Genomic DNA, 25,448 nt, shown 5'->3' with positions numbered 1-25,448 from the left:
GGAGGCCGGGCCGCCGTCCGCACCCCGTGCGGCCGTCGGGGACGGGTTCGGGCAGGATCCCCGCGTGCCCCGGACCTCCATGCGCGTGCGCCTGCGGCTGCACGCCGACCAGCCCACCGAGGCGAGCCTGCTGCTCGCCGTCGCCCGTCGTCCCGAGGTGCTCGTGCGCACCGAGGAACTCGTCCTCACCGGCCCCGGGGGGCCGGTGGCGGTCGGTGCGCAGACCTCGCCCGAGGGCACCGTGCTGCACCACGCGACCCTCCCGGCCGGCGACGTGGAGGTCGGCTACGAGGCCGTCGTCGAGCCGGCGGAGGTCGAGCCGGGGCAGCGGGGAGGGCCGGCGCTCACGGTGGCCGAGCGGTGGGAGTTCACGCGCCCCAGCCGCTTCTGCCCCTCGGACCGGCTGGCCAGGACGGCCGCCGAGGAGTTCGGGTCCGTCCCCCGCACCGACCTGCCGCACGCGGTGGCGCAGTGGGTCGCCGCGCGCACGGCCTACGTCAGCGGTTCCAGCACGCCGACCGACGGGGCGCTGGAGACGCTGGTGGACCGCCAGGGCGTCTGCCGCGACTTCGCCCACCTCACCACGGCGCTGCTGCGGGCGCTCGACGTGCCCGCCCGGGTGGCCGCCGTCTACGCACCGGGCCTGTCCCCCATGGACTTCCACGCCGTCGTGGAGGCGGCACCCCGGGGGCGGTGGGAGGTGGTCGACGCCACCCGCTTGGCTCCGCGGGCCTCGCTGGTGCGCATCACCACCGGTCGCGACGCGGCCGACACCGCCTTCCTCACCACGGCGGGCGCCGTCCGCCTCGAGACGATGTCCGTCCTGGCGGTCGTGGACGGGGACCTGCCCGCCGACGACCACCGGGGCCGCGCGACCCTGCGCTGAGCGCCGGTCCGCGCGGCCCTGCTCGTCAGACCTCCTCCCCCGCGAGGGTCGCCGCGTCCGGCAGGGCCTCCAGGCGCTCGGGCGGGATGGGCTCGCCGGAGACGACCGAGACCCCGTAGGTGCCGTCCTCGATCCGCTTCAGCGCGTCCTGCACGCTGTCCAGGCGACGGCGGGCCCCCTCCAGCAGGCCCTCGTTCTCGGCGGCCTGCTGCTCGTGGGCACCCATGTCGCCGGCGTCCTGACCGCCCTCGGCGGCGTCCGGCGTGCTGCCGGACTCGAGCCGGGCGACGAGGTCGTCGATCGTGGTCCGCAGGTCGCCCTGCATGGTGAGGAGCCGCTCGCGGGCGGCGTCGAGGTCGAGAGAGCTGGCGTCCATGGTGGACGTTCCTACCGTGCGCGGGCGCTTCCGGCACGACGGGGCCCGCGCGTCGGGTCCATGCTGGGCGGGTGATCTCCCTCGACCTCGCCCTGCGCCTCAAGGACGCCGGCCTGTCCTGGCAGCCCGCCTCCGGTGACCGCTTCGTCATCCCCCACCGCGACATGGACGGCGACGTCTTCACGCTCTCGGACATGACGGTCGAGGTGCACGACCACCCCACGGGCCGCGTCATCGGCTTCAACGGCACCACCGAGTGGGCCCTGGACTCCGTGGACCAGCCGGACGCGTGCTGGCTGCCGGCCGAGCACCAGCTGCGCGACCTCCTCGGCGACCGCTTCACGCGGCTGGAGCGCCGCGAGGACGCCGACGGCTCGCTGTTCCGGGTGCTGCTGCTGGACGAGGACGGCGCGGACGCGTTCGAGGCCCGGGACGCCGCCGACGCCTACGGGCAGGCGCTGCTGCACCACGTGTCGGGAGCCGCCGGCGGCAGCGTCGGCACGAGCGGCGCGGGCGGGGCCGCAGCCCGGTCCTGACGGGGTGGCACCGGGCCGGCTCACTCCGGGCCGGGGTCCTCCTCGCGCTTGGCCAGGAACCGCTCGAACTCCTCGGCGATCTCGTCGGCAGTGGGCAGGAACGCGCTGGCGGCACCCGTGCCGCGCCCCTCGTCGCCGGAGGTGTCGTACTGCTCCTCCAGGGCCGTGACGACGGCCGCCGCCTCGGGGGACTCGGACACCTGGCGGTCCACCTCGACGCGCGTGGCGGCGGCGGCCTCCTGCAGCGCCTCCACGTCCACCGCGACGCCCGTGGACCCCGACAGGGTGCGCACCAGCACCGCTGCCGCGTCCGGGTAGTCGCTGCCGGCGAGGTAGTGCGGGACGTGCGCCAGGACGGAGATGACGTCCCGGTCCGCCTGCGCCCCGCGCAGGTGCAGCAGCGCGCTGGCGTGGCCGGGGACCTGGGCCTCGACGTCCCACGTGCGGTACCCCTCCAGCAGCTCGGGGCGGCTCGCGCTGGCCGTGACCCCCGACGGGCGCGTGTGCGGCACCGCGGTGGGCGCGGCGGACAGGACGGTCACCAGGCCCACGCCGAGCTCGTCGACGACCCGCCACACGGCGGCGCAGAAGCGCTCCCACTGCACGTCCGGCTCCGGGCCGGACAGCAGCAGGAGGGAGGACCCCTCGTCGTCGACGACGCGCAGCAGGCGCAGCTGCGGCGCCTCCACGTCCAGCCAGTTCTGCCCGCCGAAGGTCATCGTGGGCCGGCGCGCGCGGTAGTCGTGGAGCTGGTCGACGTCGAAGGTGGCGACCACCTCGTGACGACAGGTGGACAGGAGGTGCTCGACCGTCTGGCGCACAGCCCCCCCGGCGTCGATGAACCCCGAGAGGGCGACGACCAGCGGGGGTTCGACGAGGGCGGGACGCTCACCCTCGTAGGTGTAGAGGGAGGCCGGATCCAGCATCCGCCCATCATCGCCGCAGCGGGCGACTTCCCGCGCACAGGGGTCCGGGCGGGGACGCTCGTCAGCCGCCGGCCGGGACCGGTCGTGGGTCCGCGGCGTCGACGTCGTGCAGACCGGCTTCGCGCTCGGCGCGGAGGCGGTCGATCGCCTTCTCGAAGTCGGCCAGGGAGTCGAAGGCCTGGTAGACGGAGGCGAAGCGGAGGTAGGCCACCTCGTCGAGCTCCTGCAGGAACGGCAACGTGGCCAGACCCACCTGGTGGGCGTCGATCTCCGCGGCGCCCTGGGCCCGGACGGCCTCCTCGACGCGGTGGGCGAGCAGTGCGATGTCGTCCTCGCTCACGGGACGGCCCTGGCAGGCCTTGCGCACGCCCGAGGCGATCTTGGCCCGGCTGAAGGGTTCTGGAGCCCCGGAGCGCTTGAGCACGGTCAGGCTGGCCGTCTCGACCGTGGTGAACCGCTTGGAGCAGTTCGGGCACTGGCGCCGTCGCCGGATGGAACTGCCGTCGTCGGTCGTGCGCGAGTCCACGACACGTGAGTCCTCGTGCCGGCAGAACGGGCAGTGCACCCCGGCTCCCTCCCCCACGACCGTCCGAGGCCTGTGGGCCAACCTCGACCGTACGTCGCGGGAGGCCCGCCCGGCAACCGAGCGGTGCGACGGTGGGACGAGCGGGCCCGGGCCGGGCACCGGGGGCTCCACGGTCAGGACCGGTGGGGCCGGTCGGGCATCGTCAGGCGCTGGCCGGCCTGCAGGGCCATCGACGGGAGACCGTTGAGGTCGACGATCTCGCCGGCGACGTCGCGCCAGTCCTCCCCGGGGGCCCACTGCGCCGCCAGGGAGGACAGGGTCTGACCCGGTGCGACCGTCAGGACGACGGGCGCCGGGGCCTGCTCCGCACCGGCCGCGGCACCGGTGTAGGCCCCGGTGACGGCCACGACGGCACCGGTGAGGGCCGTGACCGCGGTGCACGTGACCAGGAGACGTCCGCGGCGCGTCAGCCGCAGGGGCCCGTGGGGGGCGCGGCCGGGCCGGGCCCGCCGCACCGGCCGGACCCGGTGGACGCCGGGCAGGGCGTGGCGCACGAGCCGACGCTGCTCGTGACGGGCGGCCCGGCGCTCGGCGCGGCGGGTGCGGGCGCCCGCACCGGGGAACGGGGCGGGGGCGGCGAAGGAGAGGACGAGGGCGGTGGTGCTCACGAGCGTGGACCTCCATCTCGGGGTCGCCGCGATCGAACGGGTGTTCGATCCAGCGCGTCTGTTCTACCACCGTTCGAACGGCGGAGCGCAACCCCCCGACCCGAGGCGGGTCGGCGGGTGACGCGCACGGAACGTGCCACGACCCCCCGACAGAGGGCCTGACCTGCGACGACGTGGACCACCCCGCGGGCGTGGCGCCTCGGGACGTTGCCGACGGCTCCGCACCAGGACGCCCGGCGGACGCCCGGCAGCGGTCGAGGTGCCAGGACCCCGGGGACGCCCGCAGGGCTGAGCGGGGGCGCTCAGTGCGACCGGCTGGTCGGCTCCCTCGACCGGCGCACTCCCCAGGCCACCAGGTAGTAGCAGGCCATGCCGGTCGTGCCTGCGCGGCCGAGCCACCGCCACGCACTGGCGCCAGGGTCCCCGATCGGCCACCACTGCACGATCGCGAGCACCGCCCACGACAGTCCCAGCACCAGCGACGTCCCGGGCTTCCTCGTCACCTGCCACCACCGCTTCCGGCCCATCGCCCCAGCGTGCCCGATGTCGCCGACGTCCCGGCCGGTGCGACGACCGGCAGCTCGGCGGCTCCCGCCGCAGCCACGCGGCGCCAGGTGCAGGCAGCGCACGAGCTCGCCCACCCGGCCACCACCGGCAGGAGCCGGCGGCAACCCGCCCAGCACGGAGCGGATGCCCGGGGAGGCACGTCCGCCGCCTCCTCCGGGTCGACCTGGGCCGATCCTCGCGGGTCACCCGCGGACGAGGCTCAGGTGGTCTCGCAAGGTCCCGGCTCCGGGGACTCGACCTCCGCCGGTCGCGTCGACGGGACGAGAGCGCGGGGGGAGCTCTCAGGTCGGGTAGACGTGGGGCACCAGGGTCGCGGGGACGCGGCGTCGTCGCCAGGCGTCTTCCACGGCGAGGTCTGTGCCGGCGCACCGTCTGCGCGCAGGGCCTCGAGCACGTCGGTGGGCACGTTGCGGGCGTGCCCACCCACGTCTGCCACGGCCACGGCGTGGCCACACGCTCGCGCCACGGCCCGGGCGGCCTCGTCGGCGCTCCGGCGGGCGGCGGCGTGGCAGCCGAAGGCCAGGGTGCGGGCAGCGCCGATGGACAGCTGGCCCGCGGCGAAGCGCAAGGCTCCGGAGATGCCTTCTCGCAGGCGGGTGTCCTCGGGGTGGGCGTGCTCGAAGAGCGGCAGGACCCGGCGGACGCAGTCGACGGCTCAGGTGATGAGGACGCGTCGGTCCTGTTCAGGCAGGGTCAGGTCGCCCGTGGGTGTCGACGGCACGTCTGCCACCGTGCGCGTGCGGTGGAGCAGGTGTCCAGCAGCACCGTCGCCCGGCGGCAGCGGGGCGACCGTGCCCAGCGCGGTTCGCTCCACCACCGCGAGGTCGCCGACCGGACCGCGCTGGCGCTGGCCACCGGCGACGGAGCGTGCACCACGAGGTGAGCGCGAGATCGCCGGTGCGCGGGCACAGGAACGTGCCGGACCGCGGAAGTGGTGCGTTGCACCCCGTCCACGGCGAAGGAGCGGGATGGAACGTGCCGCTCCAGCGGCGGGGTCACCGGCGGCTCCGTCGTCGGGTCCAAGGAGGTGCCCGTGAGCGAGCCCACCACGCCGGGGAGCCCGTAGCCGACGTCCTGGCCAGCGGGGTGAGCGCGAGGCGCTGGTGGCTCATCGCCTGCCGTGCTGCGCGGACCACCCCGCAGGTCATCGTTACGATCGTCGGACGTGGAGCTCGCCGCGCAGGACGTTCCGAGCAGAGGGGGAACGAGTCGGTTGAGACCGCTGTCCGCGCTGGACTTCCAGCGCGTCTTCGACGAGACACCGGCCCCGCTGCTGCTGCTGACGCCGGACTTCGTCATCGTGCGGGCCAACCGGGCCCGGCTCGAGGTCACCGCCACCACCCTGGAGGCCACCGTCGGGCGCGGGTTGTTCGAGGTGTTCCCCATGAACCCCGACGACCCGGCCGCTGACGGGCTGGTGAACCTGCGCGACTCGTTGACCTTGACCCGTCAGACTCGTCTACCGCAGACGATGGCCGTGCAGAAGTACGACATCCCGATGCCCGGCGGCACCTACGAGGAGCGGTTCTGGAGCCCGCGCAACGTCCCGATCCTCGACGAGGACGGCGAGGTCGTGCTGCTGCTGCACCGCTCCGACGACATCACCGACTACGTCCACAGCCGCGACGCCGCCCAGGCCTCGGCCGAGCTGAGCGAACGCCTGCGCGAGCGGGCCGAACGCGTCGAGCACGACCTGTTCGCCCGCACCCGCGAGCTGGAGCAGCTGGTGGCCCACCTGGGCCGGGCGACCGCCCGCGCCGAACTGCTGGCCGGTGTCACCAGCGAGCTGACCAGCACCCTGGACGGCGAGCGGGCCGTCGGCCGCCTGGCGCGGCTGGTGGTCCCCCTGCTCGCGGACTGGTGCGTCGTCAGCCTGGTCACCGACGATCGGCGCAGTGGTCACCGGGCCGGCGCGCGGGCCCTGCGCGACGTCGGCAGCTGGCACGCCGAGGGGGCGGTGCGACCGGTGCTGGCCGAGTACGCCGCCACCCGCCTGCAGGTGCTGCATCCGGGGTCGCTGCTGGACCAGGCCCTGGGCACCGGCCAGCCGCAGGTCCAGCCGGCCCGGGCCCTGGAGTACCTGCGCTCGGTCCTGGAGCCGGGCCGGGCCCGGGACCTGGTCACCGAGCTGGCGCCGGAGTCGCTGCTGATCCTGCCGTTGCGCGCCCGCGGGCGGACCCTGGGCGCGCTCACGCTGGCCAACGGCGCGACCCGCAGCCCGATCACCGCCGAGGAGACCGCCACCGCGACCGACATCGCCGGGCGGGCCGGGCTGGCCCTGGACAACGCCCGCCTGTACCGCCGGCAGCGTGAGCTGGCCGAGGCGCTGCAGCGGTCGCTGCTCACCGAGCCCGCCCAGCCGGACCACCTGCAGGTCGCGGTGCGCTACACCCCGGCCGCGGAGACCGCGCAGGTCGGCGGGGACTGGTACGACTCCTTCGTCCAGCCGTGCGGGTCGACGATCTTGACCGTCGGCGACGTGCTGGGGCACGACACCGAGGCGGCGGCGGCCATGGCCCAGGTCCGCTCGCTGCTGCGCGGGATCGCCGTGGCCGCCGACGCCGGGCCGGCCGCCGTCCTGACCGGGGTGGACCGGGCGATGGTCGCCCTGCAGGTGGGGACGACCGCGACGGCGGTGGTGGCACGGCTGGAGCAGACTGAGCAGGAGGCCCGGCGCGGGGTGCAGCGGCTGGTGTGGTCCAACGCCGGGCATCCCCCGCCGGTCCTGATCACGCCGCGGGCGGAGGTGTCCTGGTTGCAGGCCCCGGCTGCCGAGCTGCTGCTGGGGGTGCTGCCCGAGGTGCCCCGCGGGGAGAGCGTGGCCGAGCTGGAGGCGGGCTCGACCGTGCTGTTCTACACCGACGGCCTCGTCGAGCGGCGCGGTGAGGTGCTCGACGACGGCTTGGCCCGCCTCCACGGGACCTTGGACGAGCTCGCCTCCCGCAGCCTGACCCTGGACGACCTGTGCGAGGCGGTCCTGCAGCGGATGCTGCCGCAACGGCCGGAGGACGACGTCGCGTTGCTGGCGGTGCGCCTGCACCCCCACGGTGGACGCCGTGGGCAGGACACGCCGGTTCGAACACCTGTTTGATCGCTGCCGGTGCAGTGGCTACCGTGGCCAGGACCGGAGGACTTCCCCCACCCGGGCGAACGCAGACAGGAGAAGGACGTGGCCGACGCGCTGGACGGGACGACGGACGCAGCGGGCGAGGACGCCGGCCCCCTCGGCACGGTCCACGAGTTCCCGGACGCCCCGGTGGTCCGCGACGGCCTCACCCACCGCCAGCGGCGCGTGCTGCACGCCATCAAGGAGTGCGTCGACCAGCGGGGGTACCCGCCGAGCATGCGCGAGATCGGGCAGGCCGTGGGGCTGACGAGCCCGAGCAGCGTGGCCCACCAGGTGAAGACCCTCGAGAAGATGGGCTACCTGCGCAAGGACCCGCGCCGCCCGCGCACCCTCGAGGTCGTGACCCCGGCCCCGCAGTTCGGCTGGGGGCTCGTCTCCGCGGTGGACGGCACCCCCGACGAGGGTCGGCCCGCACCGACCTACGTCCCGCTCGTCGGCCGGATCGCCGCCGGTGGCCCGATCCTGGCCGAGCAGCTGGTCGAGGAGGTCTTCCCGCTGCCCGCGCAGCTCATCGGTGCGGGTGAGCACTTCATGCTCCGCGTCGTGGGCGAGTCGATGATCGACGCCGCCATCTGCGACGGCGACTGGGTCGTGGTGCGCCAGCAGCCGACGGCCGAGAACGGTGACGTGGTGGCCGCCATGATCGACGGCGAAGCGACGGTGAAGGTCCTGCAGCGCAAGGACGGGCACGTCAGGCTGATGCCGCGCAACCCGTTGTTCGACCCCATCGACGGGGACGAGGCCACGGTCCTCGGCAAGGTCACCGCGGTCCTGCGCAGCCTCTGACCGCGCGCACCCCGGGTGACGGGGTCAGCGGACGGGCTGCACCAGCTCGACCGCTGCCTCGATCGCCAGCCGCGGGGAGGTGAGGACGGGCACGTGCAGGTCCCGGAGCAGGGGGGCTGCGTCGAGCATGCTCGCCTGGGCCAGCACGACGACGTCGACGGGGGGGTCCAGCGACAGCACCGCCCGTCGCACCGCGGCGGCCACCCCCGTCGTGTAGGTCAGGAGGTCCCCCGACTCGAACGCCGACCAGGTGTCGGTGCACCGGACCTCGACGAACTCCACGGTCCGGGCGGTGGTGGCCGCGCACTCGTGCAGCAACGGCATCAGCGTGGCCGCTGCCTCGTCGAGGGAGGCCACGACCGCCACCCGCCGGCCGGCGAGCACGGCGGCCTCGGCCATGGGGCGGTCGACGCGGACGACCCGCAACCCCATCTCGGCACCGACCTGCTTGGCCGTGGGGCCGAGGGTCGAGCACGTGCAGACGACGACGTCAGCTCCCTCGGCCACGAGGCGGCGCAACCGGTCCGCGAGCGCCGGGCGGACGCTGTCGGGCCCGTTCGTGCGGGCGGCGGTCAGCAGACCGGCGTCCACCAGATGACGCCCAGCGACGGTGTCGTCGCGCTCAGTCAGGAGATCGCTGAAGGTGCGCACGTGGGCGTGCGCGGAGTGGAAGAAGCCGACGGTGGCCACGTCCCGAGCATGCCACGACGGGCCCTCCCCGGCGCCAGGAGACGACGGTTCCGTCACCCGCTCAGCCTCCGCAGGGCGGCCAGGACGGTGTCCGCGTCGGTCGTGGCCCAGAAGTCCGGCAGGGAGTCCCGCAGGAAGCCGCCGTAGCGGGCGGTGGCCAGCCGCGAGTCGAGCACCGCGACGACGCCCTTGTCCCCGCTCGCGCGGATCAGCCGGCCCGCGCCCTGGGCGAGGCGGACGGCGGCGTGCGCCACGGAGACGCTGAGGAACCCGTTGCCGCCGGCGGCGTCGACGGCGCGGGCCCGTGCCGACATCAGCGGGTCGTCGGGGCGCGGGAAGGGGATGCGGTCGATGACGACGAGGGAGCAGCTGTCCCCCGGCACGTCCACGCCCTGCCACAGCGACAGGGTGCCGAACAGGGAGGTCGCGGGGTCCTGCGTGAAGGCGCGCACGAGCTTGGGCAGCCGGTCCTCGCCCTGGCACAGCACGGGCGTGCCGACCCGCTCGCGCAGCGCCTGCGCAGCCTCCTCCGCGGCCCGGCGCGAGGAGAACAGCCCGAGGGTGCGCCCGCCGGCGGCCTCCACGAGCGCCGCGAGCTCGTCGAGGGTCGCCTCGCCGGCCCCTGCCCGCCCGGGCGGGGGCAGGTGGCGGGCGACGTAGAGGATCCCCTGCCGCGGGTAGTCGAAGGGGCTGCCGACGTCGAGGCCCGTCCACGCGGTGGCCGAGCCCTCCGCCCCCTTAGACCCCTTCGCCCCCTTGAGGCCGAAGGCCCCCGCGACGGGGTCGAAGGACCCCCCGAGGGTGAGCGTCGCCGAGGTCGCGACGACGGTCCGCTCGGTGAAGAGCCGTTCACGCAGCAGCCCGGCGACGGACAACGGGGCGACGTGCAGGGAGGGTGCGCGCGAGGCCGGGCCGGAGCCGGCGCTCACCCAGGCCACGTCGAAGCTGTCCTGCGCCCCCCGTCCCACGTCGGCGGCGAGCCGTTCGGCCACGGAGAAGACCTCCTGGACGGCGGCGCGGGCGAGGTGCCGGGCCCCGCGCGACTCCGGGTCCTCCTCCTTGCCGGCCCCCTCGGAGGCGTCCTTGAGGTCGGTCAGGGCCTGACGGGCGGCGTCGCGGACGGCGACGACGGCGTCGGCGAGGGCGTCCGGCCAGCGGTCGAGGCGACCGGGCGGAGCGTCCTCGAGCGCGGCCTCCAGGGCCACGGAGGCGTCGTCGAGGGCCTCGGAGACGACACCGGCGCTGCGCCGCAGGCGGCGGGAGGCGGAGTGCAGGACCGCGGCGGACAGCTCGGCCGTCGCGACGGCCGTCACGCGGTCGGCGAGCTCGTGGGCCTCGTCGACGACGAGGACGTCGTGCTCGGGCAGCAGCAGACCGCTGTTCTCCATCGCGTCGATGGCGGTCATGGCGTGGTTGGTGACGACGACGTCGACCTGGCGGGCGCGGGCCCGGACCTGCTCGGAGAAGCACTCCGCGGCGACGGGGCAGCGCTGGGCGCCCAGGCACTCGCGCGCGGAGACGGACACCTGCCGCCAGGCGCGGTCGCTGACGCCGGGGTCGAGGTCGTCGCGGTCCCCCGTGCGCGTCGTGGCCGCCCACTCGCGCAGGCGGACGACCTCGCCCCCCAGCCGGCCCGCGTCCCCCGCGCCGTCACCGGTGGGGGCGACGACGTCGAAGAGGGCACCCTCGTCGCTGGGGAACCCGCCGTCGAGCTTGTTGCGGCACAGGTAGTTCGCCCGGCCCTTGAGCAGCTCCCACGTCGGTGCCCGGTGCAGCGCCGGGGTGATCGCCCCGGCCAGCCGGGGCAGGTCCCGTTCGACGACCTGGGCCTGCAGGGCGAGCGTCGCCGTGGTGACGACGACGCGCTGGTCGGTGTGCACGGCGTGGGCGACGGCCGGCACGAGGTAGGCCATCGACTTGCCCGTCCCGGTGCCGGCCTGGACGAGCAGGTGCCGCCGGCTGCGGATGGCGTCGGTGACGGCCGCGGCCATCCGGACCTGCCCCTCACGGCGCTGCCCACCGAGCGCCGTGACCACCTCGTCCAGGAGCGCGGCCGCCTCGGGACCGTCGACGTCCTGAGGCTCGTCCTCGGGTTCCTGCGAGACGGGGGTGGGGGGTCGGGCTGTCGTGCTCACCACGCCATCCTCCCCCGCGGCACCGACACGACCGACCACCCGTCCACAGCCCCGGCCCGGCCCGGCCCGGACGCAGCGCGCGCCGCCCCCGCGGCGGCGGGAACGGCGTCGAGCGTGCGGCAGGGGGCCGTCGCTCAGGCGGTCCGGCTCATCCGGTACCGGTCGAGCTCGGCCGCCAGGCGCGGGCGGACCCGTGCCAGCAACCGGGTGCCGTCGGCCGTGTGCTCCTCCTGGAGCACCTGGCCGGTCGTGTGCACCCGGTGGACCAGGTCGCCCCGGTCGTAGGGCACGCACACCTCCAGCTCGACGTCGGGCACGGGCAGCTGCTCGGCGATCCGGGCGAGCAGCTCCTCGATCCCCGCGCCGGTGCGCGCGGAGACGGCGACCGCGTTCTCCTCCTTGCGCAGCAGCCGGTCCAGGACCTCGGGGTCGGCCACGTCCGCCTTGTTGACGGCCACGACCTCGGCGACGGGTTTGGCGTCCCGCTCGGCGTACAGGTCCGCCAGGACCCCCCGCACGGCCGCGAGCTGGCCCTCGGGGTCGGGGTGCGAGCCGTCGACCACGTGCAGGACGAGGTCGGACTCGGCGACCTCCTCCAGGGTCGAGCGGAACGCCTCGACGAGCTGGTGCGGCAGCGAGCGGACGAACCCGACGGTGTCGGCCAGGGTGTACGGCCGCCCCTCGGGGGTCTGCGCGCGCCGGACCGTCGGGTCCAGCGTCGCGAACAGGGCGTTCTCGACGAGGACACCGGCCCCGGTGAGCCGGTTGAGCAGCGAGCTCTTCCCGGCGTTGGTGTACCCGGCGATGGACACCGAGGGGACGGCGCGGGCGTGCCGCAGCGAACGCTTCTCCACCCGGGCGGTGCCCATGCCCCGGATCTCCCGGCGCAGCTTGGCCATCCGGCCGCGGATGCGGCGGCGGTCCAGCTCGATCTTCGTCTCACCGGGACCGCGCGAGCCGATCCCGGCACCGCCGGCGACCCGGCCACCGGCCTGCCGGGACATCGACTCACCCCACCCGCGCAGGCGCGGGAGCAGGTACTCCAGCTGGGCGAGCTCGACCTGGGCCTTGCCCTCCCGGCTCTTGGCGTGCTGGGCGAAGATGTCGAGGATCACGGCCGTCCGGTCCACGACCTTGACCTTGACGATGTCCTCGAGGCCGCGGCGCTGGGAGGCCGACAGCTCGCCGTCGCAGACCACGGTGTCCGCCCCCTCGGCGGCGACGAGCTCGGCCAGGGCGGCCGCCTTGCCCGCCCCGAGGTAGGTCGCGACGTCGGGGGTGGAGCGGCGTTGCAGGACCCCCGCGAGGACGTCCGAGCCGGCCGTCGCGGCGAGGGCGGACAGCTCCTGCAGGGAGACCTCGGCCTCGGTGCGGTTGGAGTCCGCGCTGGACCACACCCCGGCCAGGACGACCCGTTCGAGCCGCAGCTGCCGGTACTCGACCTCGGTGACGTCGGCCAGCTCGGTGGACAGGCCCGCCGCGCGGCGCAGGGCGCGACGGTCAGCGAGGTCGAGCTGGTCGCCGTCCCACGCGGTGTGACCGTCGGCCGGCTCCTCGGGCACCTCCTGCGCCTCCCCGGCCTGCGGGTCCCCGTGGCCGCGCAGGATGCGGGCGATGGCCCGGTCGAACTCCTGGTCGCGGTCGGCGGCACGGTCCTCGTGCGCGGGGCCCGTCGTGGGTTCCGTCGACTGCTCCGTCGCGGAGACGCGGCGCTGGTTCATGGACCTCCTCGGTCGTTCGGCTGGTGCTCCTCGGTGGTGCACCCAGCGTCTCAGTCAACGACCGGGAGAGCACCGGTATTTCGTCCGCGCGCCCGGTGGTCGTGTCCCGGCGGGGGTCCCCGGCGGCCCTACGCTTGCCCGTCGTGCCCGAGCCCGATCCCCAGCCCGCCACCGACCACTACTTCACGGCCCGTCCCGCCACGGCCGATGAGCGCCGCGAGCTGACGGTCCGCCTCGCGGGCCGTGACGTGACGGTGACGACGGCGCGGGGCGTCTTCAGCGGCGACCGGCTCGACAAGGGCACGGCCGTCCTGCTGCCGGTGCTGGAGGACGACCCCGGCGCCGCGGGCAGGACCGGCGACGTGCTGGACCTGGGCTGCGGCTGGGGCCCGGTCGCGTTGAGCCTGGCCCTGCTGCGGCCCCGGCAGGTCGTGCACGCCGTGGACGTCAACGAGCGGGCGCTGGACCTGGTGCGGCGCAACGCCGAACGGCTCGGCGTGGGTGTGCGGGCGAGCCTGCCCGACGCCGTGGACCCGGAGCTGCGCTTCGCCGAGGTGTGGTCGAACCCGCCCATCCGCGTCGGCAAGGAGGCCCTGCACGCGCTGCTCCTGCAGTGGCTCCCGCGGCTGGCCCCCGGTGGCCGGGCGCACCTGGTGGTGCAGAAGAACCTCGGCGCGGACTCGCTGCAGACCTGGCTGGGCTCCGGCGTCCTGCCGGGGACGCGGACGGAGCGGACGACGACGTCGAAGGGGTTCCGGGTGCTCACCGTCACCCGGGAGGTCACGCCGGGATCGTGACGGTCCCCGTCGCGACGAGCCGGGCCGGTCCGGACAGCCACACGGTGCCCTCGGTGAGGCTCGAACCGGCCCCCACCGTCACGACGAGGCGGCCACCGGGCACGCGGACGCGCCACACGCCGGGTGCGCCCTCGCCCGCCCAGGCCCGGGTCGCGAGCACCGCCGCGCAGGCGCCGGTGCCGCACGAGCGCGTCTCCCCCGAGCCGCGCTCGTGCACGCGCATGGACACGTCACCGATGTCCGGGTCGCCGTCGCCGTTGACGTCGATGGCGTCCACGGGGACGACGAGCTCGACGTTGGTGCCGTGCGGCGGCGCCGGCTCCACGCGCGGGGCGGAGGTGAGGTCGGCCGCGGACAGCTCGCCGTCGTCGGGCAGGGCCACCACGGTGTGCGGGTTGCCGAGGTCGACCGACAACGCCGGCCGGGCGACGCCGTCCAGGCCCTCGACGTGCACGAGGGCGTCGGACCCGTCCACCAGCGCCCGCTGCCCGCCCGTCAGGCGCCAGGGCCCCATGTCGGCGGTCCAGCTGCCCTCGCCCTCGCGGCGCAGCCGCTTCACCCCGGCGCGGGTGGCGACGGCGAACCAGTCCCCCGCCAGGGCCGCCTCGGGCAGCAGCCCCTGCTGCAGGAGGAACTCGGCGAACACGCGGACCCCGTTGCCGCACATCTCGGCGACCGAGCCGTCGGCGTTGCGGTAGTCCATGAACCACTCCGCCTCACCGGCCCACTGCGCGGCGGCGGGTTCGGCGGCCGTCCGGACGGCGCGCACGAGACCGTCGGCGCCGATACCGGCCCGCCGGTCGCACAGCCACGCCACGATGTCGCCACCGGGGTTCCAGGTGCCGTCGGCGTCGGCGACCAGCACGAAGTCGTTCTCGGTGCCGTGGCCCTTGGTGAAGGTGATCTCGCTGGTCACGCGGCCGATGCTACGGGCAGCAGGTCCAGCACCTGCCGGGCCAGGTCCTCGGGGTCGGCCCCGTCGGGCGCGGGCACCCAGTGCACGCGCCGGTCGCGGCGGAACCAGGCGTCCTGCTTGCGGGCGAAGCGGCGGGTGAGCCGGGCGGTCAGCTCGCGGGCCTGCTCCAGCGTCGTGCCGCCGTCGAGGGCGTCGAGGACCTGGGCGTAGCCGAGCGCCCGGCCGGCGGTGCGCCCCTCCCGCAGCCCCCGCGCCGCCAGGACGCGGACCTCCTCGACGAGCCCGGCGGCCCACATCCGGTCGACGCGGGCGTCGATGCGGGCGACGAGCTGCTCGCGCGGCACCGCCAGGCCGACCTGGACGGTGGGGCGCCGGTAGGTCTGCTCGGGCAGGGACGCGGCGAAGGGCTCGCCGGTGATCTCCCCGACCTCCAGGGCGCGGACGATGCGCCGGCCGTTGGTGGGCAGGATGGCGGCGGCGGCCGCGGGGTCGCGCTCGGCCAGCCGCGCGTGCAGGGCCCGGGGACCCGCCCGGTCCAGCTCGGCCTCCCACCGGGCCCGCACGCCGGGGTCCTTGCCCGGGAAGCGGAGGTCGTCGAGGGCGGCGCGGACGTAGAGACCGGAACCACCGACGAGGACGGGCACCCCGCCCCGGGCGCCGACGTCGTCGAACGCGTCGTGCGCCCACCCCTGGAAGACGGCGACCTCGGCGGTCTGCGTGACGTCGAGGACGTCGAGCAGGTGGTGCGGCACGCCGCGACGCTCGGCGGGGGTGATTTTCGCCGTGCCGACGTCCATGCCCCGGTAGAACTGCAGCGCGTCGGCGTTGACGACCTCACCAGGGGTGCCCGCGCGCTCGCCGAGCAGCCGGGCCAGGGCGACGCCGACGTCGGACTTGCCCGACGCGGTCGGGCCCACCAGCGCGATCACCGGTGGCCCACCGCCCGACCGGCCGTCGGGCGGGGGAACGTTCGAGTGGCCCACCGCGTCATCGTGGCAGAGCATCGGGCACTATCCCGTGCACCCCAGCACCGCACGACCAGGGAGGACGCCGTGGGCACCATGAATTACCTCAAGGGCAAGATCGGTGAGGCCACCGACCAGGCCCTGCACCTCGCGGACCAGGCGCGCGGCCGGGCCGGGTCCTTCGCCGCCGAGCACTCCGGCCGCGCGGACGGCGCCATCGGCAAGGCCGGTGAGTTCGTCAACAGCCGCACCGACGGCCGGTTCGCCGGTCAGGTCACGAAGGTGAGCGACCTGGCCCGCAAGGGCGTGGACCTGGCCGCCGACCAGGCCCCGCCGTCGACCGTCCCCGGTGGGGGCACGCCGATGCGCGGGGGCGTCAGCTCCCAGGGCACCACGATGAGAGGACCCGTGCGATGACCATCCCCACCCCGCCGCCGATGCCCACGCCGCCGAACCCCGTCCCCACGCCGGGTCAGCCCGGCGAGCCGCCGGTGCCCGACCCCGGACCCGCGCCCGGTCCGGACCCGGTGCCCGACCCCGCGGCTCCGCCGGCGAAGTAGGGGCGCCCGCTCAGAGCGCGCGGCGCAGGGCGGGCATCCCCAGCCCCACGGCGCGCGGCCCGTCCTGGACGTCCGGTCCGGGGCGGGCCTGCCGGGCCTCCCACGCGTCGCCGGCGCGGGTGCGGCGCACCGCGAACGAGGTGAGGTCGTCGGCCTCGAGGTAGTGCGGCGCGCCGCGGGTGACCGTCACCGTGGCCACGTCACCCGGACGCAGCGCGGTTCCCTGCGGCACCGAGAAGTGCACGAGGCGGTTGTCCGGCGCCCGGCCGGACAGCCGCTGGGTGGTGACATCCTTGCGACCCTCGCCCTCGGCCACGAGGACCTCGAGCGTGCGGCCGGTCTGGGCGACGTTCTCCTCGTGGGTGATGCGGTCCTGCAGCTCGGTCAGCCGTACGTACCGCTCCTGCACGACCGCCTTGGGGACCTGCTCGCCCATCGTCGCGGCGGGCGTGCCCGGGCGCGGGGAGTACTGGAACGTGAAGGCGCTGGAGAACCGCGCCTGCTCCACGACGTGCAGGGTCTGCTCGAAGTCCTCCTCGGTCTCCCCGGGGAAGCCGACGATGATGTCGGTGGTGATCGCGGCGTCGGGGATGCGGGCGCGGACCCCGTCGATGATCCCGAGGAAGCGGGACTGCCGGTAGGACCGGCGCATCGCCTTCAGCACGCGGTCCGAGCCCGACTGCAGCGGCATGTGCAGGCTCGGCATGACGTTGGGCGTCTCGGCCATGGCGTCGATGACGTCGTCGGTGAAGCTGGAGGGGTGCGGGCTCGTGAACCGGACCCGCTCCAGACCCTCGATGCCCCCGGTGGCTCGCAGCAGCTTGCCGAAGGCGAGCTTGTCGCCGAACTCGACGCCGTACGTGTTGACGTTCTGGCCCAGGAGCGTGACCTCCAGGACGCCCTCGGCGACGAGGGCCTCCACCTCGGCGAGCACGTCGCCGGGGCGGCGGTCCTTCTCCTTGCCGCGCAGCGCGGGCACGATGCAGAACGTGCAGGTGTTGTTGCAGCCCACCGAGATGCTGACCCACGCCGCGTAGGGGGACTCCCGGCGCGTCGGCAGCGTGGAGGGGAACGTCTCCAGGGACTCCAGGATCTCGACCTGCGCCTCGGCGTTGTGCCGGGCGCGTTCGAGCAGCACTGGCAGGGAACCGACGTTGTGGGTGCCGAAGACGACGTCGACCCAGGGGGCCTTGCGGACGATCTCGCCGCGGTCCTTCTGCGCCAGGCAGCCGCCGACGGCGATCTGCATGCCCGGCCGGCGCTCCTTGACCGGGGCGAGGTGGCCGAGGTTGCCGTACAGCTTGTTGTCGGCGTTCTCCCGCACGGCGCACGTGTTGAAGACGACGACGTCCGGCTCGACCGGCCCGGCCGCGCCCGCCTCGTCGAAGCGCACGTACCCGGCGTCCTCCAGCAGGCCCGACAGCCGCTCGGAGTCGTGGACGTTCATCTGGCAGCCGAACGTGCGCACCTGGTACGTGCGCCGCGGGTCCGGCTGGGCGGGGGCGGTCGTCGTGCTCATCACCGGCCAGTCTAGGTGACCGCGCCGGAGACCCACCGGAGTCACCGTCTCGTCACGATGTCACCACCCGCGTGGCGTTTCCGTGGACATCGTGAGCAGCTGCTGTACGGTCCAGCCGCATGAGTGACCAGGCGCAGGCCCCTCAGCCCTCACCGGCACCGGTCCCGTCGTCGCGGCCGGACCGCCGTCCCCTCGTCCGCCTGGAGGACGTCCAGAAGCACTTCGGTGCCCTGCACGTGCTGCGGGACATCGACCTGACGATCGCCGAGGGCGAGGTCGTCGTGGTCATCGGCCCGTCGGGGTCGGGCAAGTCGACGCTGTGCCGCACGATCAACCGGCTGGAGACGATCGACTCCGGGCGCATCACGATCGACGACGAGGACCTGCCCGCCGAGGGCAAGGCCCTGGCCGCGCTGCGCTCCGACGTCGGGATGGTCTTCCAGGCCTTCAACCTCTTCGCGCACAAGACGGTGAAGGAGAACGTGACCCTCGGGCCGGTCAAGGTCCGCGGCGTGAGCGCGGCCGCCGCCGGCAAGCGGGCCGACGAGCTGCTGGCCCGCGTCGGGCTCGCCGACCAGGGCTCGAAGTACCCGGCCCAGCTCTCCGGCGGCCAGCAGCAGCGGGTCGCCATCGCGCGGGCCCTGGCGATGGACCCCAAGGTCATGCTCTTCGACGAGCCGACCTCGGCCCTGGACCCGGAGATGATCAACGAGGTGCTCGACGTCATGACCTCCCTGGCCAAGGAGGGCATGACCATGGTCGTCGTCACGCACGAGATGGGCTTCGCCCGCCGCGCCGCCGACCGCGTCGTGTTCATGGCCGACGGGGCGATCCTCGAGGACACCGACCCCGAGACGTTCTTCACCGCGCCCCGGCACGAACGCGCGAAGGACTTCCTCTCGAAGATCCTCACCCACTGACCACCGTCCGGGACGAAGCACCACCAACAGGAGGCACCACCCATGAGGAACTTCCGCACCGCCGCCCTCGCCGGCGTGGCCACCGCCGTCCTCGCCCTCACCGCCTGCGGCGGCGACGGTGACACCTCCACCGACGAGGCCGCGCAGCCCAGCGCCGACGCCAGCGCCTCCTTCGAGGCCGGCACGACGATGGCCGACATCAACCAGGCCGGCACCATCACGATCGGCACCAAGTTCGACCAGCCCGGGTTCGGCGAGGCCAACCTGTCCGGCGACCCCGAGGGCTTCGACGTCGACGTGGCCGAGTACATCGCCGCCAAGCTCGGGGTCGAGCCGGACAGCATCACCTGGACCGAGGCCCCCAGCGCCCAGCGCGAGGACCTCATCGCCAACGGTGACGTCGACATGGTCGTCGCCACGTACACGATCAACGACAAGCGCAAGGAGCGCGTCACGTTCGCCGGCCCCTACTACGAGGCCGGCCAGCAGATCATGGTCAACGCCGACAACACCACCATCACCGGGCCGGACGACCTCAAGGCCAACCCGGACGTGACGATCTGCTCCGTCACCGGGTCCACCCCGGCCGAGAACATCCGGCAGTACCTGGCCGCCCCCGGCCAGCTCGTCGAGTTCGACGTCTACGACAACTGCGTCGACGCCATGAAGAACGGCCAGGTGCAGGCCATGACCACCGACAACGTCATCCTCACCGGCTACGTCGCGCAGAACGAGGGCGAGTTCAAGCTCGTCGGCGAGCAGTTCACCGAGGAGCCCTACGGGATCGGCATCGAGAAGGGTGACACCGCCTTCTGCGAGTTCATCAACGAGACCCTGCAGGAGATGTCCGAGGACGGCTCCTACGAGGAGGCGTGGACGGCGACCGCGGGCCAGTTCGAGGGCACCGAGGTGCCCACGCTGCCCGAAACCGCTCCCTGCTCCTGACCCACCCCCGCACCGCTGAGCCCCCGGAGGCCTGACCCGTGAGTGTCGTGACGGACAACCTCGACCTGTGGTGGGGAGGTTTCCTGCGCTCCCTGGGCATCGCCCTCTGGGGTGCGGTCGGCAGTCTCGCCTGGGGCACGGTCCTCGCCGTCTTCCGCATCTCCCCCGTGCCCGTCCTGCGCGGTTTCGGCGCCTTCTACGTGACCTGGCTGCGCAACACCCCGCTGGCGATCGTGCTGTTCACCATGGCGTTCGGCATCCCCAGCCTGGGGATCAACGTCTCGTTCTACGCCTTCGGCGTCACCGGGCTGGTCCTCTACACCTCCGCCTTCGTGTGCGAGGCGGTGCGCTCCGGCATCTCGACCGTCCCCACGGGCCAGGCGGAGGCGGCTCGCTCGATCGGCCTGACGTTCTCCCAGACCCTGGGCCTGGTCGTCGTGCCGCAGGCGCTGCGGGCCGTGGTGCCCCCCGTCGGCAACGTGATCATCGCGATGATCAAGAACTCCGCGGTCGTGGGCGCCATCGGCGTCGGCGGGGACCTCTTCAGCGTCTACAACCGCCTCACCAGCGCCCAGGGCTACGCGGCCCTGCCCACGATCACCGGCATGGCGGTCGGTTTCCTCGTCCTGACCCTGTCCGCGGCCGGTCTGCTGGCCCTCTTCGAACGCCGGACGGTGATCGCCCGATGAGCGCCCCCACCGCTGTCCTCTTCGACGCCCCGGGCCCGAAGGCGCGGCGACGCACCCTCGTCAGCAGCGTCGTGGCCGGGCTGGTGCTGCTGGTCCTGCTCGTCCTCGTCGTGGTGCGCCTGGCCGACCGCGGCCAGCTCGACGCCGAGCTGTGGAACCCGTTGGTCAACCCCGCCGACGAGGACTTCCCCGCCGTCTGGCAACGCATCGGCGCCGGTCTGCGGGTCACGCTGCTGGGCGCCGGCCTCGCCGTCGCCGCCTCCCTCGTCATCGGCCTCGTCCTGGCCTCGCTGCGGCTGAGCCTGGGCCGGGTGGCGCGGACCCCGCTCGTCGGGGTGATGGAACTGCTGCGCGGTCTGCCGGTGATCGTCACGATCCTCTACACCGACATCCTGCTGCGAGCCGTCGGCGCCCACCGCGGCCCACTGCTCTCCCTGGTCATCGCGCTCACCCTCTACAACTGCGTGATCATCGCGGAGATCACCCGCGCCGGCGTCCAGTCGCTGCCCAAGGGGCAGGTGGAGGCCGGGCTCGCCGTGGGGCTGACCCGGGGGCAGGTCATGCGCTTCGTCCAGCTGCCCCAGGCGGTGCGGGCGATGCTGCCGGCCCTCATCAGCCAGCTCGTCGTCATCCTCAAGGACACGGCCCTGGCCAGCATCGTGCTGACCGGCATCCAGGACCTCGGCAAGATCGCCGACCAGCTGTCGGGCTTCCTGGACAACACGCTGCAGACCTACTTCGTCGTCGGCCTGATCTACATCGCCATGAACCTCGTGCTCGAGCAGATCGCGAAGCTCGTCCAGCGTCGGATGTCCGGCAGCGCTCGCTCGAGGGCCGACGTCCCGGTCGACCAGGGGAGGCAGGTCACCGGCGGCCAGAACATCTGACCGCCGGTTCCCGGCAGTCCTCGCTCAGATGTCGTCGCGGACCGTGTACAGCGTGAGCTTGCGGTCCGCGACGATGCTCCCCAGCCGCGAGGCACCCTCCGGGGTGGCCCGGAAGGCCCGGTAGGCGTCGTCGTTCTCCACCGACTGCCACCGCTCGACGATCGAGACGTGCTGCTCGTCGGCGTTGTCGAAGAGGACCTCGCAGCCGAGGTTGCCCTCGAACGAGCGGGTCGCCTCGAGGGTCTCGGTGAGGATGGCCGGGGCTTGGGCGACTCCCTCGGCCGTGAGGGTCAGTTCCAGGATCGCGATGGTGGTCACGGGCAGAACCTACGCCTGCTGCTCCAGCGCCTCGCGCACGACCCGGAGCACGACGTCGGTGGGGAACCCCCGCCGGGCCAGCATCCCGAAGAGGCGCCGCTCGGCCACGGCCCGTTCCAGGCCCCGCACCGAGCGCAGCTTGCGCTCGACGAGGTCGCGCGCCGCCTCCAGTTGGGTGTCGTGGTCGACGACCTCCAGCGCCTGCTCGGCGGTGTCGTCGTCGACGCCCTTGCGGCGCAGCTCCTGGGCCAGAGCGCGCCGGCCTCGGCCGACGCTGCGCGAGCGCACCCAGCCGTCGGCGAAGGCGCGGTCGTCGACGAGACCGACCTCCTCGAACCGGTCGAGGACCTCGAGCGCGACGTCGGCCGGCACGTCGCGCGCCGCCATCTTCTCGGCCAGCTGCGCCCGCGTGCGCGGGGCCATCGTCAACTGCCGCAGCGCGATGGTGCGGGCGACCTCGCGCGGGTCGGCCTCCCGGTCCGGGTTCTCCCCCGGACCGGGCGGCGTCTGGTCGCGAGGACTCAGAACTCGACCTTCGCCTCGGTGTCGACCTCGGCGGGGGCGTCCACGCGGGCGCCGATGCCGAGCTTCTCCTTGATGCGCTTCTCGATCTCGTCGCCGAGGTCGGGGTTGTCGCGCAGGAAGGCGCGGGCGTTCTCCTTGCCCTGGCCGAGCTGGTCGCCCTCGTACGTGTACCAGGCCCCGGACTTGCGGACGAAGCCGTGCTCGACGCCGAGGTCGATGAGGCCGCCCTCCCGGGAGATGCCCTGGCCGTAGATGATGTCGAACTCCGCCTGCTTGAACGGCGGGGACACCTTGTTCTTGACGACCTTGACCCGGGTCCGGTTGCCGACGGGCTGGGTGCCGTCCTTCAGCGTCTCGATCCGGCGCACGTCCAGGCGCACCGAGGCGTAGAACTTCAGCGCCTTGCCGCCCGTCGTCGTCTCGGGCGAGCCGAACATGACGCCGATCTTCTCGCGGAGCTGGTTGATGAAGATGGCCGTCGTGCCCGAGTGGTTCAGCGCACCGGTGATCTTGCGCAGGGCCTGCGACATGAGCCGCGCCTGCAGACCGACGTGGCTGTCGCCCATCTCGCCCTCGATCTCGGCCTTGGGCACGAGGGCCGCGACCGAGTCGATGACGATGATGTCGAGCGCGCCGGAGCGGATCAGCATGTCCGCGATCTCCAGCGCCTGCTCCCCGGTGTCCGGCTGGGAGACGAGCAGGGCGTCGGTGTCGACGCCGAGCTTGGCGGCGTAGTCCGGGTCGAGCGCGTGCTCGGCGTCGATGAAGGCGGCGATGCCGCCCTTGCGCTGGGCGTTGGCCACCGCGTGCAGGGCGACCGTCGTCTTCCCCGAGGACTCCGGGCCGTAGACCTCCACCACGCGCCCGCGCGGCAGGCCGCCGATGCCGAGGGCCACGTCGAGCGCGATCGCGCCCGTGGGGATGACCTCGATCGGGGGACGGACGTCGTCGCCCAGCCGCATGACCGAGCCCTTGCCGAAGTTCTTGTCGATCGCGGCGAGCGCGGCGTCGAGGGCCTTCTCGCGGTCCGCAGGAGCGGGCATGTCCTCACCTCTGGTCGTGGTTCCAACTGATGCGGGTCACGCTAGGACGGACCTCCGACACGACCCCCGCACGAGCGGGGGACTGTGGACGGCACGACCCGGCGAACCCCTGTGGACACCGCGATGCTATCCGTACACGTGTTCGATCCCAAGCCGCAGCGGTGAGGCGTGTCGGCTGTCATGTCTCAGGACGTCGGTGACAGTTCTGCATCAAGACACTCGGTGACACTTCCAGCCGTCGTGGTGGTGACACTCCTCGGTCCTCCGAGCCCCGCTCCGCCGCCGCAGCCGGCTAGCGCGTAGTCCTCTCCCCCTACCTCAGAGATGACCGCGCGTGGTGAGGCGGGGCCGGCTCCACGACGGTGGACGGTCACGGCCAGGCGAGCGGCGCCCGCAGCTCACCGACGCCGCCGACTTCACGGTCACGGACGTCATGGTCATGGCGATGTCCGGGTGCAAGTCGAGCACGAAGATCACCTGCATATGCCTGCGGTGCGCGCACCGGCCTCCGCTACACAAGGCCGAGACCGACCAGGACTGCGAAGCTATCGGCGATCATGCTCGAAACACCCGAGATTGCTGCGACGGCCGGCGTGGCAAGTTCATGCCGCGGCCACACCTTGGCTAAGTGCCGCGTGGCGGACACGGACCAGCACCAGACCGGCGATGACGAAGACGGGTCCTACGTAGACCCCTGGTCCCACGTGCACGCCAAAGGATATCCAAGCTGGATACACCCCAAGTCTCACGCACCCCCCTCGGCCCCCTGCACGACCTGCGCGGTCATCCCGGGGTACACGCGGAACGTACGGTCATCCCGCGGTGCACGGCAAAGGGTCCTCTCAGGTCGTGGCCTAGATTCGGATGGAGCCGACCTCGCTGCCATCGGCGGCGTACGCAGTCAGGGTGGGCCTGTCCTCAGGCTTCATCGACTGCAACGGGTACCAGCCAAACAGGTAGCCCTCTACCTCCACCACGGGGTACCGCTCCCCGTCCAGCGTTCGCAGCTCACCGGTAACGGCGTCTCCAGCCCGTGCCCACCACACAACGGCGGTGTTGGTGGTCATCAGGGTGTCGAACCCGAAGTCTGCTGTGCTGGGCGCACTGTGACAGAAGCTGCCGCCGTCGTTGAAGTCGTTGGGTACAGGCTCAGCTGCACTCGCCGCGGTCTCGAAGACGGGGCCGATGCACGTCTGGCCCTCGCTGTTGGTGCTGGTCAGGACGCTGAAGATTCCCCCGTAGGGGCCTGGTGCGGTCGCCGCTCGGGTCGCGGTCCCCGGATCGACGGCGCCGTCGAGGTTGTCGTTCCAGTAGCCGTAAGCGTCCAGGATGGACTGCGGTCGCATGCCGTCGTTGATGACGTCGATGGCGGCGGCTACGCCGGGTGCGGCTACGACGGCGAGGGCGACCGCACCGGCCAGGGCTGCCCACTTGCGTCGACGGGGCCTCGACGGCTGGGCCCGCGGCTTGGTGTGGGACGTGGCCTGGGAGTCGGCGCGGGTGGTGCGGTCGGCCAGGATGCGTTCGCGCACTGCCATCTGCTCAACCGGGGTCCACACCGCATCCAGGGACGTCTGCGGGCGCATCTGGTGGAGGAGCTCGAATCGGTCTTGGCTCATGCTGGGCTCCCAGGGGTGAGCAGGGTCTGTGGTTGCGGTAGCTCGCTGGCCTGGTCGTGGCTTTGGAGGCGACGGCGAGCTCGAAAGAGTGGGACGTGGAAGGTGGGGACGGAGCAGCCGGCCACCTTGGCCGCTTCTACTGGTGAGAGCCCGTCCCAGGCGATGAGCAGGAGCGCTTCGCGTTCGGTGGCGGTCAAGGCGGCCAGGGCCGCAAGAACCTCCGCCCGGTCGGTGATCACGTCCTCGGCGCCGGGGGCAGTGGCCAGAGCCTGGTGCAGGTGGGTGACCTCATCGCGCAGCAGGGCTTGGCGGTAGCTGGAGCGACGCTGATTGTGCAGGGTGTTGCGGGCCACGACCAACAGCCAGGGCAGTGGCTCTCCTGGTACGTGAGCCAGACGACGCCAGGCGATGAGGAACGTCTCGGAGACGACCTCTTGAGCCAGGTCACGGTCGGTGTGTCGTAGCGCGTAGGCCAAGACGCGCCCGGCGTATGCCTCCCACAGCGTGGTGAAACGTTGGGCGTCGGACTCAGGAGGCGAGGGGTCGTTGTCTGTCGCACTCATACCTGGTGATGTCCGCTCACGGCACAGTCTTACCTGCAGATCCTGGTGATTCACGTACAACGCGGATGGGGCGTCCTCCGCACGAGAGCGCCAGGCGAGAGGACGTCACGATCATGGTTCCTCTCTATGTCAAGGGGCCCTTGCGACGACGTCCATCGGTGGGGATGCTGGTTCCTGCGGGTCCGGGAAGTGGCTCATCCGAAGAACCGACACCGGGGTCGCAGTCGGTCGCGCTGGA

At 73.4% G+C, this 25,448-nt stretch carries 26 protein-coding genes; 10 read left to right on the top strand and 16 right to left on the bottom strand.

The window, feature by feature from the left end; genetic code table 11:
* The first annotated feature begins 64 nt into the window (after positions 1–64).
* Positions 65–886: a transglutaminase-like domain-containing protein gene (locus AB2L28_RS15090; protein ID WP_370719803.1), complete on the top strand. Its 822-nt coding sequence runs from the start codon at positions 65–67 to the stop codon at positions 884–886.
* Positions 887–911: 25 nt separating this feature from the next.
* Here AB2L28_RS15090 and AB2L28_RS15085 read toward each other — a convergent pair whose 3' ends face one another.
* Entirely contained in the window at positions 912–1,262 is a 351-nt protein-coding gene (locus AB2L28_RS15085; RefSeq protein ID WP_370719802.1) for a TraR/DksA family transcriptional regulator, read from the bottom strand.
* 71 nt (positions 1,263–1,333) lie between these two features.
* Here AB2L28_RS15085 and AB2L28_RS15080 point away from each other — a divergent pair, with 71 nt between their 5' ends.
* Positions 1,334–1,798 (top strand): pilus assembly protein CpaE, encoded by a 465-nt coding sequence (locus AB2L28_RS15080; RefSeq protein ID WP_370719801.1) that lies wholly within the window; start codon positions 1,334–1,336, stop codon positions 1,796–1,798.
* A 20-nt stretch (positions 1,799–1,818) separates the two neighbouring features.
* On the opposite strand, the gene AB2L28_RS15075 is transcribed toward AB2L28_RS15080, so the two are convergent.
* From AB2L28_RS15075 to AB2L28_RS15060, 4 genes are all read right to left on the bottom strand, one after another.
* A complete protein-coding gene (locus AB2L28_RS15075) occupies positions 1,819–2,724 on the bottom strand; it encodes a proteasome assembly chaperone family protein (RefSeq protein ID WP_370719800.1) in 906 nt (301 codons plus the stop codon).
* A 61-nt stretch (positions 2,725–2,785) separates the two neighbouring features.
* On the bottom strand, positions 2,786–3,289 hold the full coding sequence (gene nrdR, locus AB2L28_RS15070; RefSeq protein WP_370720007.1) for a transcriptional regulator NrdR: 504 nt from the start codon (positions 3,287–3,289) through the stop codon (positions 2,786–2,788).
* 134 nt (positions 3,290–3,423) lie between these two features.
* Positions 3,424–3,918, bottom strand: a complete 495-nt coding sequence (locus AB2L28_RS15065) for a LysM peptidoglycan-binding domain-containing protein (protein ID WP_370719799.1) — start codon at positions 3,916–3,918, stop codon at positions 3,424–3,426.
* A gap of 766 nt (positions 3,919–4,684) precedes the next feature.
* Positions 4,685–5,116 carry a putative immunity protein gene (locus tag AB2L28_RS15060; RefSeq protein WP_370720006.1) on the bottom strand — a complete coding sequence of 144 codons (432 nt, stop codon included), beginning with the start codon at positions 5,114–5,116 and terminating at the stop codon, positions 4,685–4,687.
* A 582-nt stretch (positions 5,117–5,698) separates the two neighbouring features.
* Between AB2L28_RS15060 and AB2L28_RS15055 the strand changes: the two genes are divergently transcribed.
* Both AB2L28_RS15055 and lexA read left to right on the top strand, forming a co-directional pair.
* Entirely contained in the window at positions 5,699–7,576 is a 1,878-nt protein-coding gene (locus AB2L28_RS15055; protein ID WP_370719798.1) for a SpoIIE family protein phosphatase, read from the top strand.
* Between the two features lie 78 nt (positions 7,577–7,654).
* On the top strand, positions 7,655–8,398 hold the full coding sequence (gene lexA / locus AB2L28_RS15050) for a transcriptional repressor LexA (RefSeq protein ID WP_370719797.1): 744 nt from the start codon (positions 7,655–7,657) through the stop codon (positions 8,396–8,398).
* 24 nt (positions 8,399–8,422) lie between these two features.
* On the opposite strand, the gene AB2L28_RS15045 is transcribed toward lexA, so the two are convergent.
* The 3 genes from AB2L28_RS15045 to hflX form a co-directional block, all read right to left on the bottom strand.
* Entirely contained in the window at positions 8,423–9,088 is a 666-nt protein-coding gene (locus tag AB2L28_RS15045) for an aspartate/glutamate racemase family protein (RefSeq protein WP_370719796.1), read from the bottom strand.
* A 53-nt stretch (positions 9,089–9,141) separates the two neighbouring features.
* Positions 9,142–11,223 (bottom strand): ATP-dependent DNA helicase, encoded by a 2,082-nt coding sequence (locus AB2L28_RS15040; RefSeq protein ID WP_370719795.1) that lies wholly within the window; start codon positions 11,221–11,223, stop codon positions 9,142–9,144.
* Between the two features lie 134 nt (positions 11,224–11,357).
* Positions 11,358–12,944, bottom strand: a complete 1,587-nt coding sequence (gene hflX, locus AB2L28_RS15035; RefSeq protein WP_370719794.1) for a GTPase HflX — start codon at positions 12,942–12,944, stop codon at positions 11,358–11,360.
* Positions 12,945–13,087: 143 nt separating this feature from the next.
* Here hflX and AB2L28_RS15030 point away from each other — a divergent pair, with 143 nt between their 5' ends.
* Complete coding sequence (locus AB2L28_RS15030; RefSeq protein WP_370719793.1) at positions 13,088–13,741, top strand: class I SAM-dependent methyltransferase; 654 nt, start codon at positions 13,088–13,090, stop codon at positions 13,739–13,741.
* On the opposite strand, the gene dapF is transcribed toward AB2L28_RS15030, so the two are convergent.
* Entirely contained in the window at positions 13,725–14,657 is a 933-nt protein-coding gene (gene dapF / locus AB2L28_RS15025) for a diaminopimelate epimerase (RefSeq protein ID WP_370719792.1), read from the bottom strand. The two genes, AB2L28_RS15030 and dapF, sit on opposite strands and share 17 nt — an antisense overlap.
* Positions 14,654–15,640, bottom strand: a complete 987-nt coding sequence (gene miaA, locus AB2L28_RS15020) for a tRNA (adenosine(37)-N6)-dimethylallyltransferase MiaA (RefSeq protein WP_370719791.1) — start codon at positions 15,638–15,640, stop codon at positions 14,654–14,656. Before miaA ends, dapF begins: the two co-directional genes overlap by 4 nt.
* Before the next feature lie 78 nt (positions 15,641–15,718).
* Between miaA and AB2L28_RS15015 the strand changes: the two genes are divergently transcribed.
* The gene (locus tag AB2L28_RS15015) at positions 15,719–16,039 is read left to right on the top strand and encodes an Rv0909 family putative TA system antitoxin (protein WP_370720005.1); all 321 of its coding nucleotides are present in this window, start codon (positions 15,719–15,721) and stop codon (positions 16,037–16,039) included.
* A gap of 153 nt (positions 16,040–16,192) precedes the next feature.
* Here AB2L28_RS15015 and miaB read toward each other — a convergent pair whose 3' ends face one another.
* Positions 16,193–17,701 (bottom strand): tRNA (N6-isopentenyl adenosine(37)-C2)-methylthiotransferase MiaB, encoded by a 1,509-nt coding sequence (gene miaB / locus AB2L28_RS15010; protein WP_370719790.1) that lies wholly within the window; start codon positions 17,699–17,701, stop codon positions 16,193–16,195.
* Between the two features lie 119 nt (positions 17,702–17,820).
* Here miaB and AB2L28_RS15005 point away from each other — a divergent pair, with 119 nt between their 5' ends.
* From AB2L28_RS15005 to AB2L28_RS14990, 4 genes are read left to right on the top strand one after another with little or no spacing between them, the layout of a single operon-like run.
* A complete protein-coding gene (locus AB2L28_RS15005; protein WP_370719789.1) occupies positions 17,821–18,621 on the top strand; it encodes an amino acid ABC transporter ATP-binding protein in 801 nt (266 codons plus the stop codon).
* Positions 18,622–18,663: 42 nt separating this feature from the next.
* On the top strand, positions 18,664–19,566 hold the full coding sequence (locus tag AB2L28_RS15000; RefSeq protein ID WP_370719788.1) for a glutamate ABC transporter substrate-binding protein: 903 nt from the start codon (positions 18,664–18,666) through the stop codon (positions 19,564–19,566).
* A 38-nt stretch (positions 19,567–19,604) separates the two neighbouring features.
* Positions 19,605–20,255, top strand: a complete 651-nt coding sequence (locus AB2L28_RS14995) for an amino acid ABC transporter permease (RefSeq protein WP_370719787.1) — start codon at positions 19,605–19,607, stop codon at positions 20,253–20,255.
* The gene (locus tag AB2L28_RS14990) at positions 20,252–21,142 is read left to right on the top strand and encodes an amino acid ABC transporter permease (protein ID WP_370719786.1); all 891 of its coding nucleotides are present in this window, start codon (positions 20,252–20,254) and stop codon (positions 21,140–21,142) included. Before AB2L28_RS14995 ends, AB2L28_RS14990 begins: the two co-directional genes overlap by 4 nt.
* A gap of 24 nt (positions 21,143–21,166) precedes the next feature.
* On the opposite strand, the gene AB2L28_RS14985 is transcribed toward AB2L28_RS14990, so the two are convergent.
* The 5 genes from AB2L28_RS14985 to AB2L28_RS14965 all read right to left on the bottom strand — a co-directional run bounded on the left by AB2L28_RS14985 (position 21,167) and on the right by AB2L28_RS14965 (position 25,210).
* Positions 21,167–21,460 carry a putative quinol monooxygenase gene (locus AB2L28_RS14985; RefSeq protein ID WP_370719785.1) on the bottom strand — a complete coding sequence of 98 codons (294 nt, stop codon included), beginning with the start codon at positions 21,458–21,460 and terminating at the stop codon, positions 21,167–21,169.
* A gap of 9 nt (positions 21,461–21,469) precedes the next feature.
* A complete protein-coding gene (locus tag AB2L28_RS14980) occupies positions 21,470–21,904 on the bottom strand; it encodes a regulatory protein RecX (RefSeq protein ID WP_370720004.1) in 435 nt (144 codons plus the stop codon).
* A 77-nt stretch (positions 21,905–21,981) separates the two neighbouring features.
* The gene (gene recA, locus AB2L28_RS14975; protein ID WP_370719784.1) at positions 21,982–23,028 is read right to left on the bottom strand and encodes a recombinase RecA; all 1,047 of its coding nucleotides are present in this window, start codon (positions 23,026–23,028) and stop codon (positions 21,982–21,984) included.
* Positions 23,029–23,882: 854 nt separating this feature from the next.
* Complete coding sequence (locus tag AB2L28_RS14970; RefSeq protein ID WP_370719783.1) at positions 23,883–24,647, bottom strand: hypothetical protein; 765 nt, start codon at positions 24,645–24,647, stop codon at positions 23,883–23,885.
* Positions 24,644–25,210, bottom strand: coding sequence for an RNA polymerase sigma factor (locus AB2L28_RS14965; protein WP_370719782.1), 567 nt, complete (start codon positions 25,208–25,210; stop codon positions 24,644–24,646). Before AB2L28_RS14965 ends, AB2L28_RS14970 begins: the two co-directional genes overlap by 4 nt.
* Positions 25,211–25,448 lie beyond the last annotated feature (238 nt).

The sequence above is a fragment of the Kineococcus mangrovi genome, assembly GCF_041320705.1.
Taxonomy (GTDB): Bacteria; Actinomycetota; Actinomycetes; order Actinomycetales; family Kineococcaceae; genus Kineococcus; species Kineococcus mangrovi.
Note: the sequence above shows the minus strand (reverse complement) of the source record. Positions and strands in the feature narration are given on the sequence as shown.

Excerpts from the sequence above, each read along its gene's own strand:
- miaB (WP_370719790.1), bottom strand. The coding sequence starts at position 17,701 with ATGAGCACGACGACCGCCCCCGCCCAGCCGGACCCGCGGCGCACGTAC.
- AB2L28_RS14965 (WP_370719782.1), bottom strand. The coding sequence starts at position 25,210 with ATGAGTGCGACAGACAACGACCCCTCGCCTCCTGAGTCCGACGCCCAA.
- hflX (WP_370719794.1), bottom strand. The coding sequence starts at position 12,944 with ATGAACCAGCGCCGCGTCTCCGCGACGGAGCAGTCGACGGAACCCACG.
- AB2L28_RS15000 (WP_370719788.1), top strand. The coding sequence starts at position 18,664 with ATGAGGAACTTCCGCACCGCCGCCCTCGCCGGCGTGGCCACCGCCGTC.
- AB2L28_RS14990 (WP_370719786.1), top strand. The coding sequence starts at position 20,252 with ATGAGCGCCCCCACCGCTGTCCTCTTCGACGCCCCGGGCCCGAAGGCG.
- AB2L28_RS15085 (WP_370719802.1), bottom strand. The coding sequence starts at position 1,262 with ATGGACGCCAGCTCTCTCGACCTCGACGCCGCCCGCGAGCGGCTCCTC.
- recA (WP_370719784.1), bottom strand. The coding sequence starts at position 23,028 with ATGCCCGCTCCTGCGGACCGCGAGAAGGCCCTCGACGCCGCGCTCGCC.
- AB2L28_RS15075 (WP_370719800.1), bottom strand. The coding sequence starts at position 2,724 with ATGCTGGATCCGGCCTCCCTCTACACCTACGAGGGTGAGCGTCCCGCC.
- AB2L28_RS15005 (WP_370719789.1), top strand. The coding sequence starts at position 17,821 with ATGAGTGACCAGGCGCAGGCCCCTCAGCCCTCACCGGCACCGGTCCCG.
- AB2L28_RS15015 (WP_370720005.1), top strand. The coding sequence starts at position 15,719 with ATGAATTACCTCAAGGGCAAGATCGGTGAGGCCACCGACCAGGCCCTG.
- AB2L28_RS14970 (WP_370719783.1), bottom strand. The coding sequence starts at position 24,647 with ATGAGCCAAGACCGATTCGAGCTCCTCCACCAGATGCGCCCGCAGACG.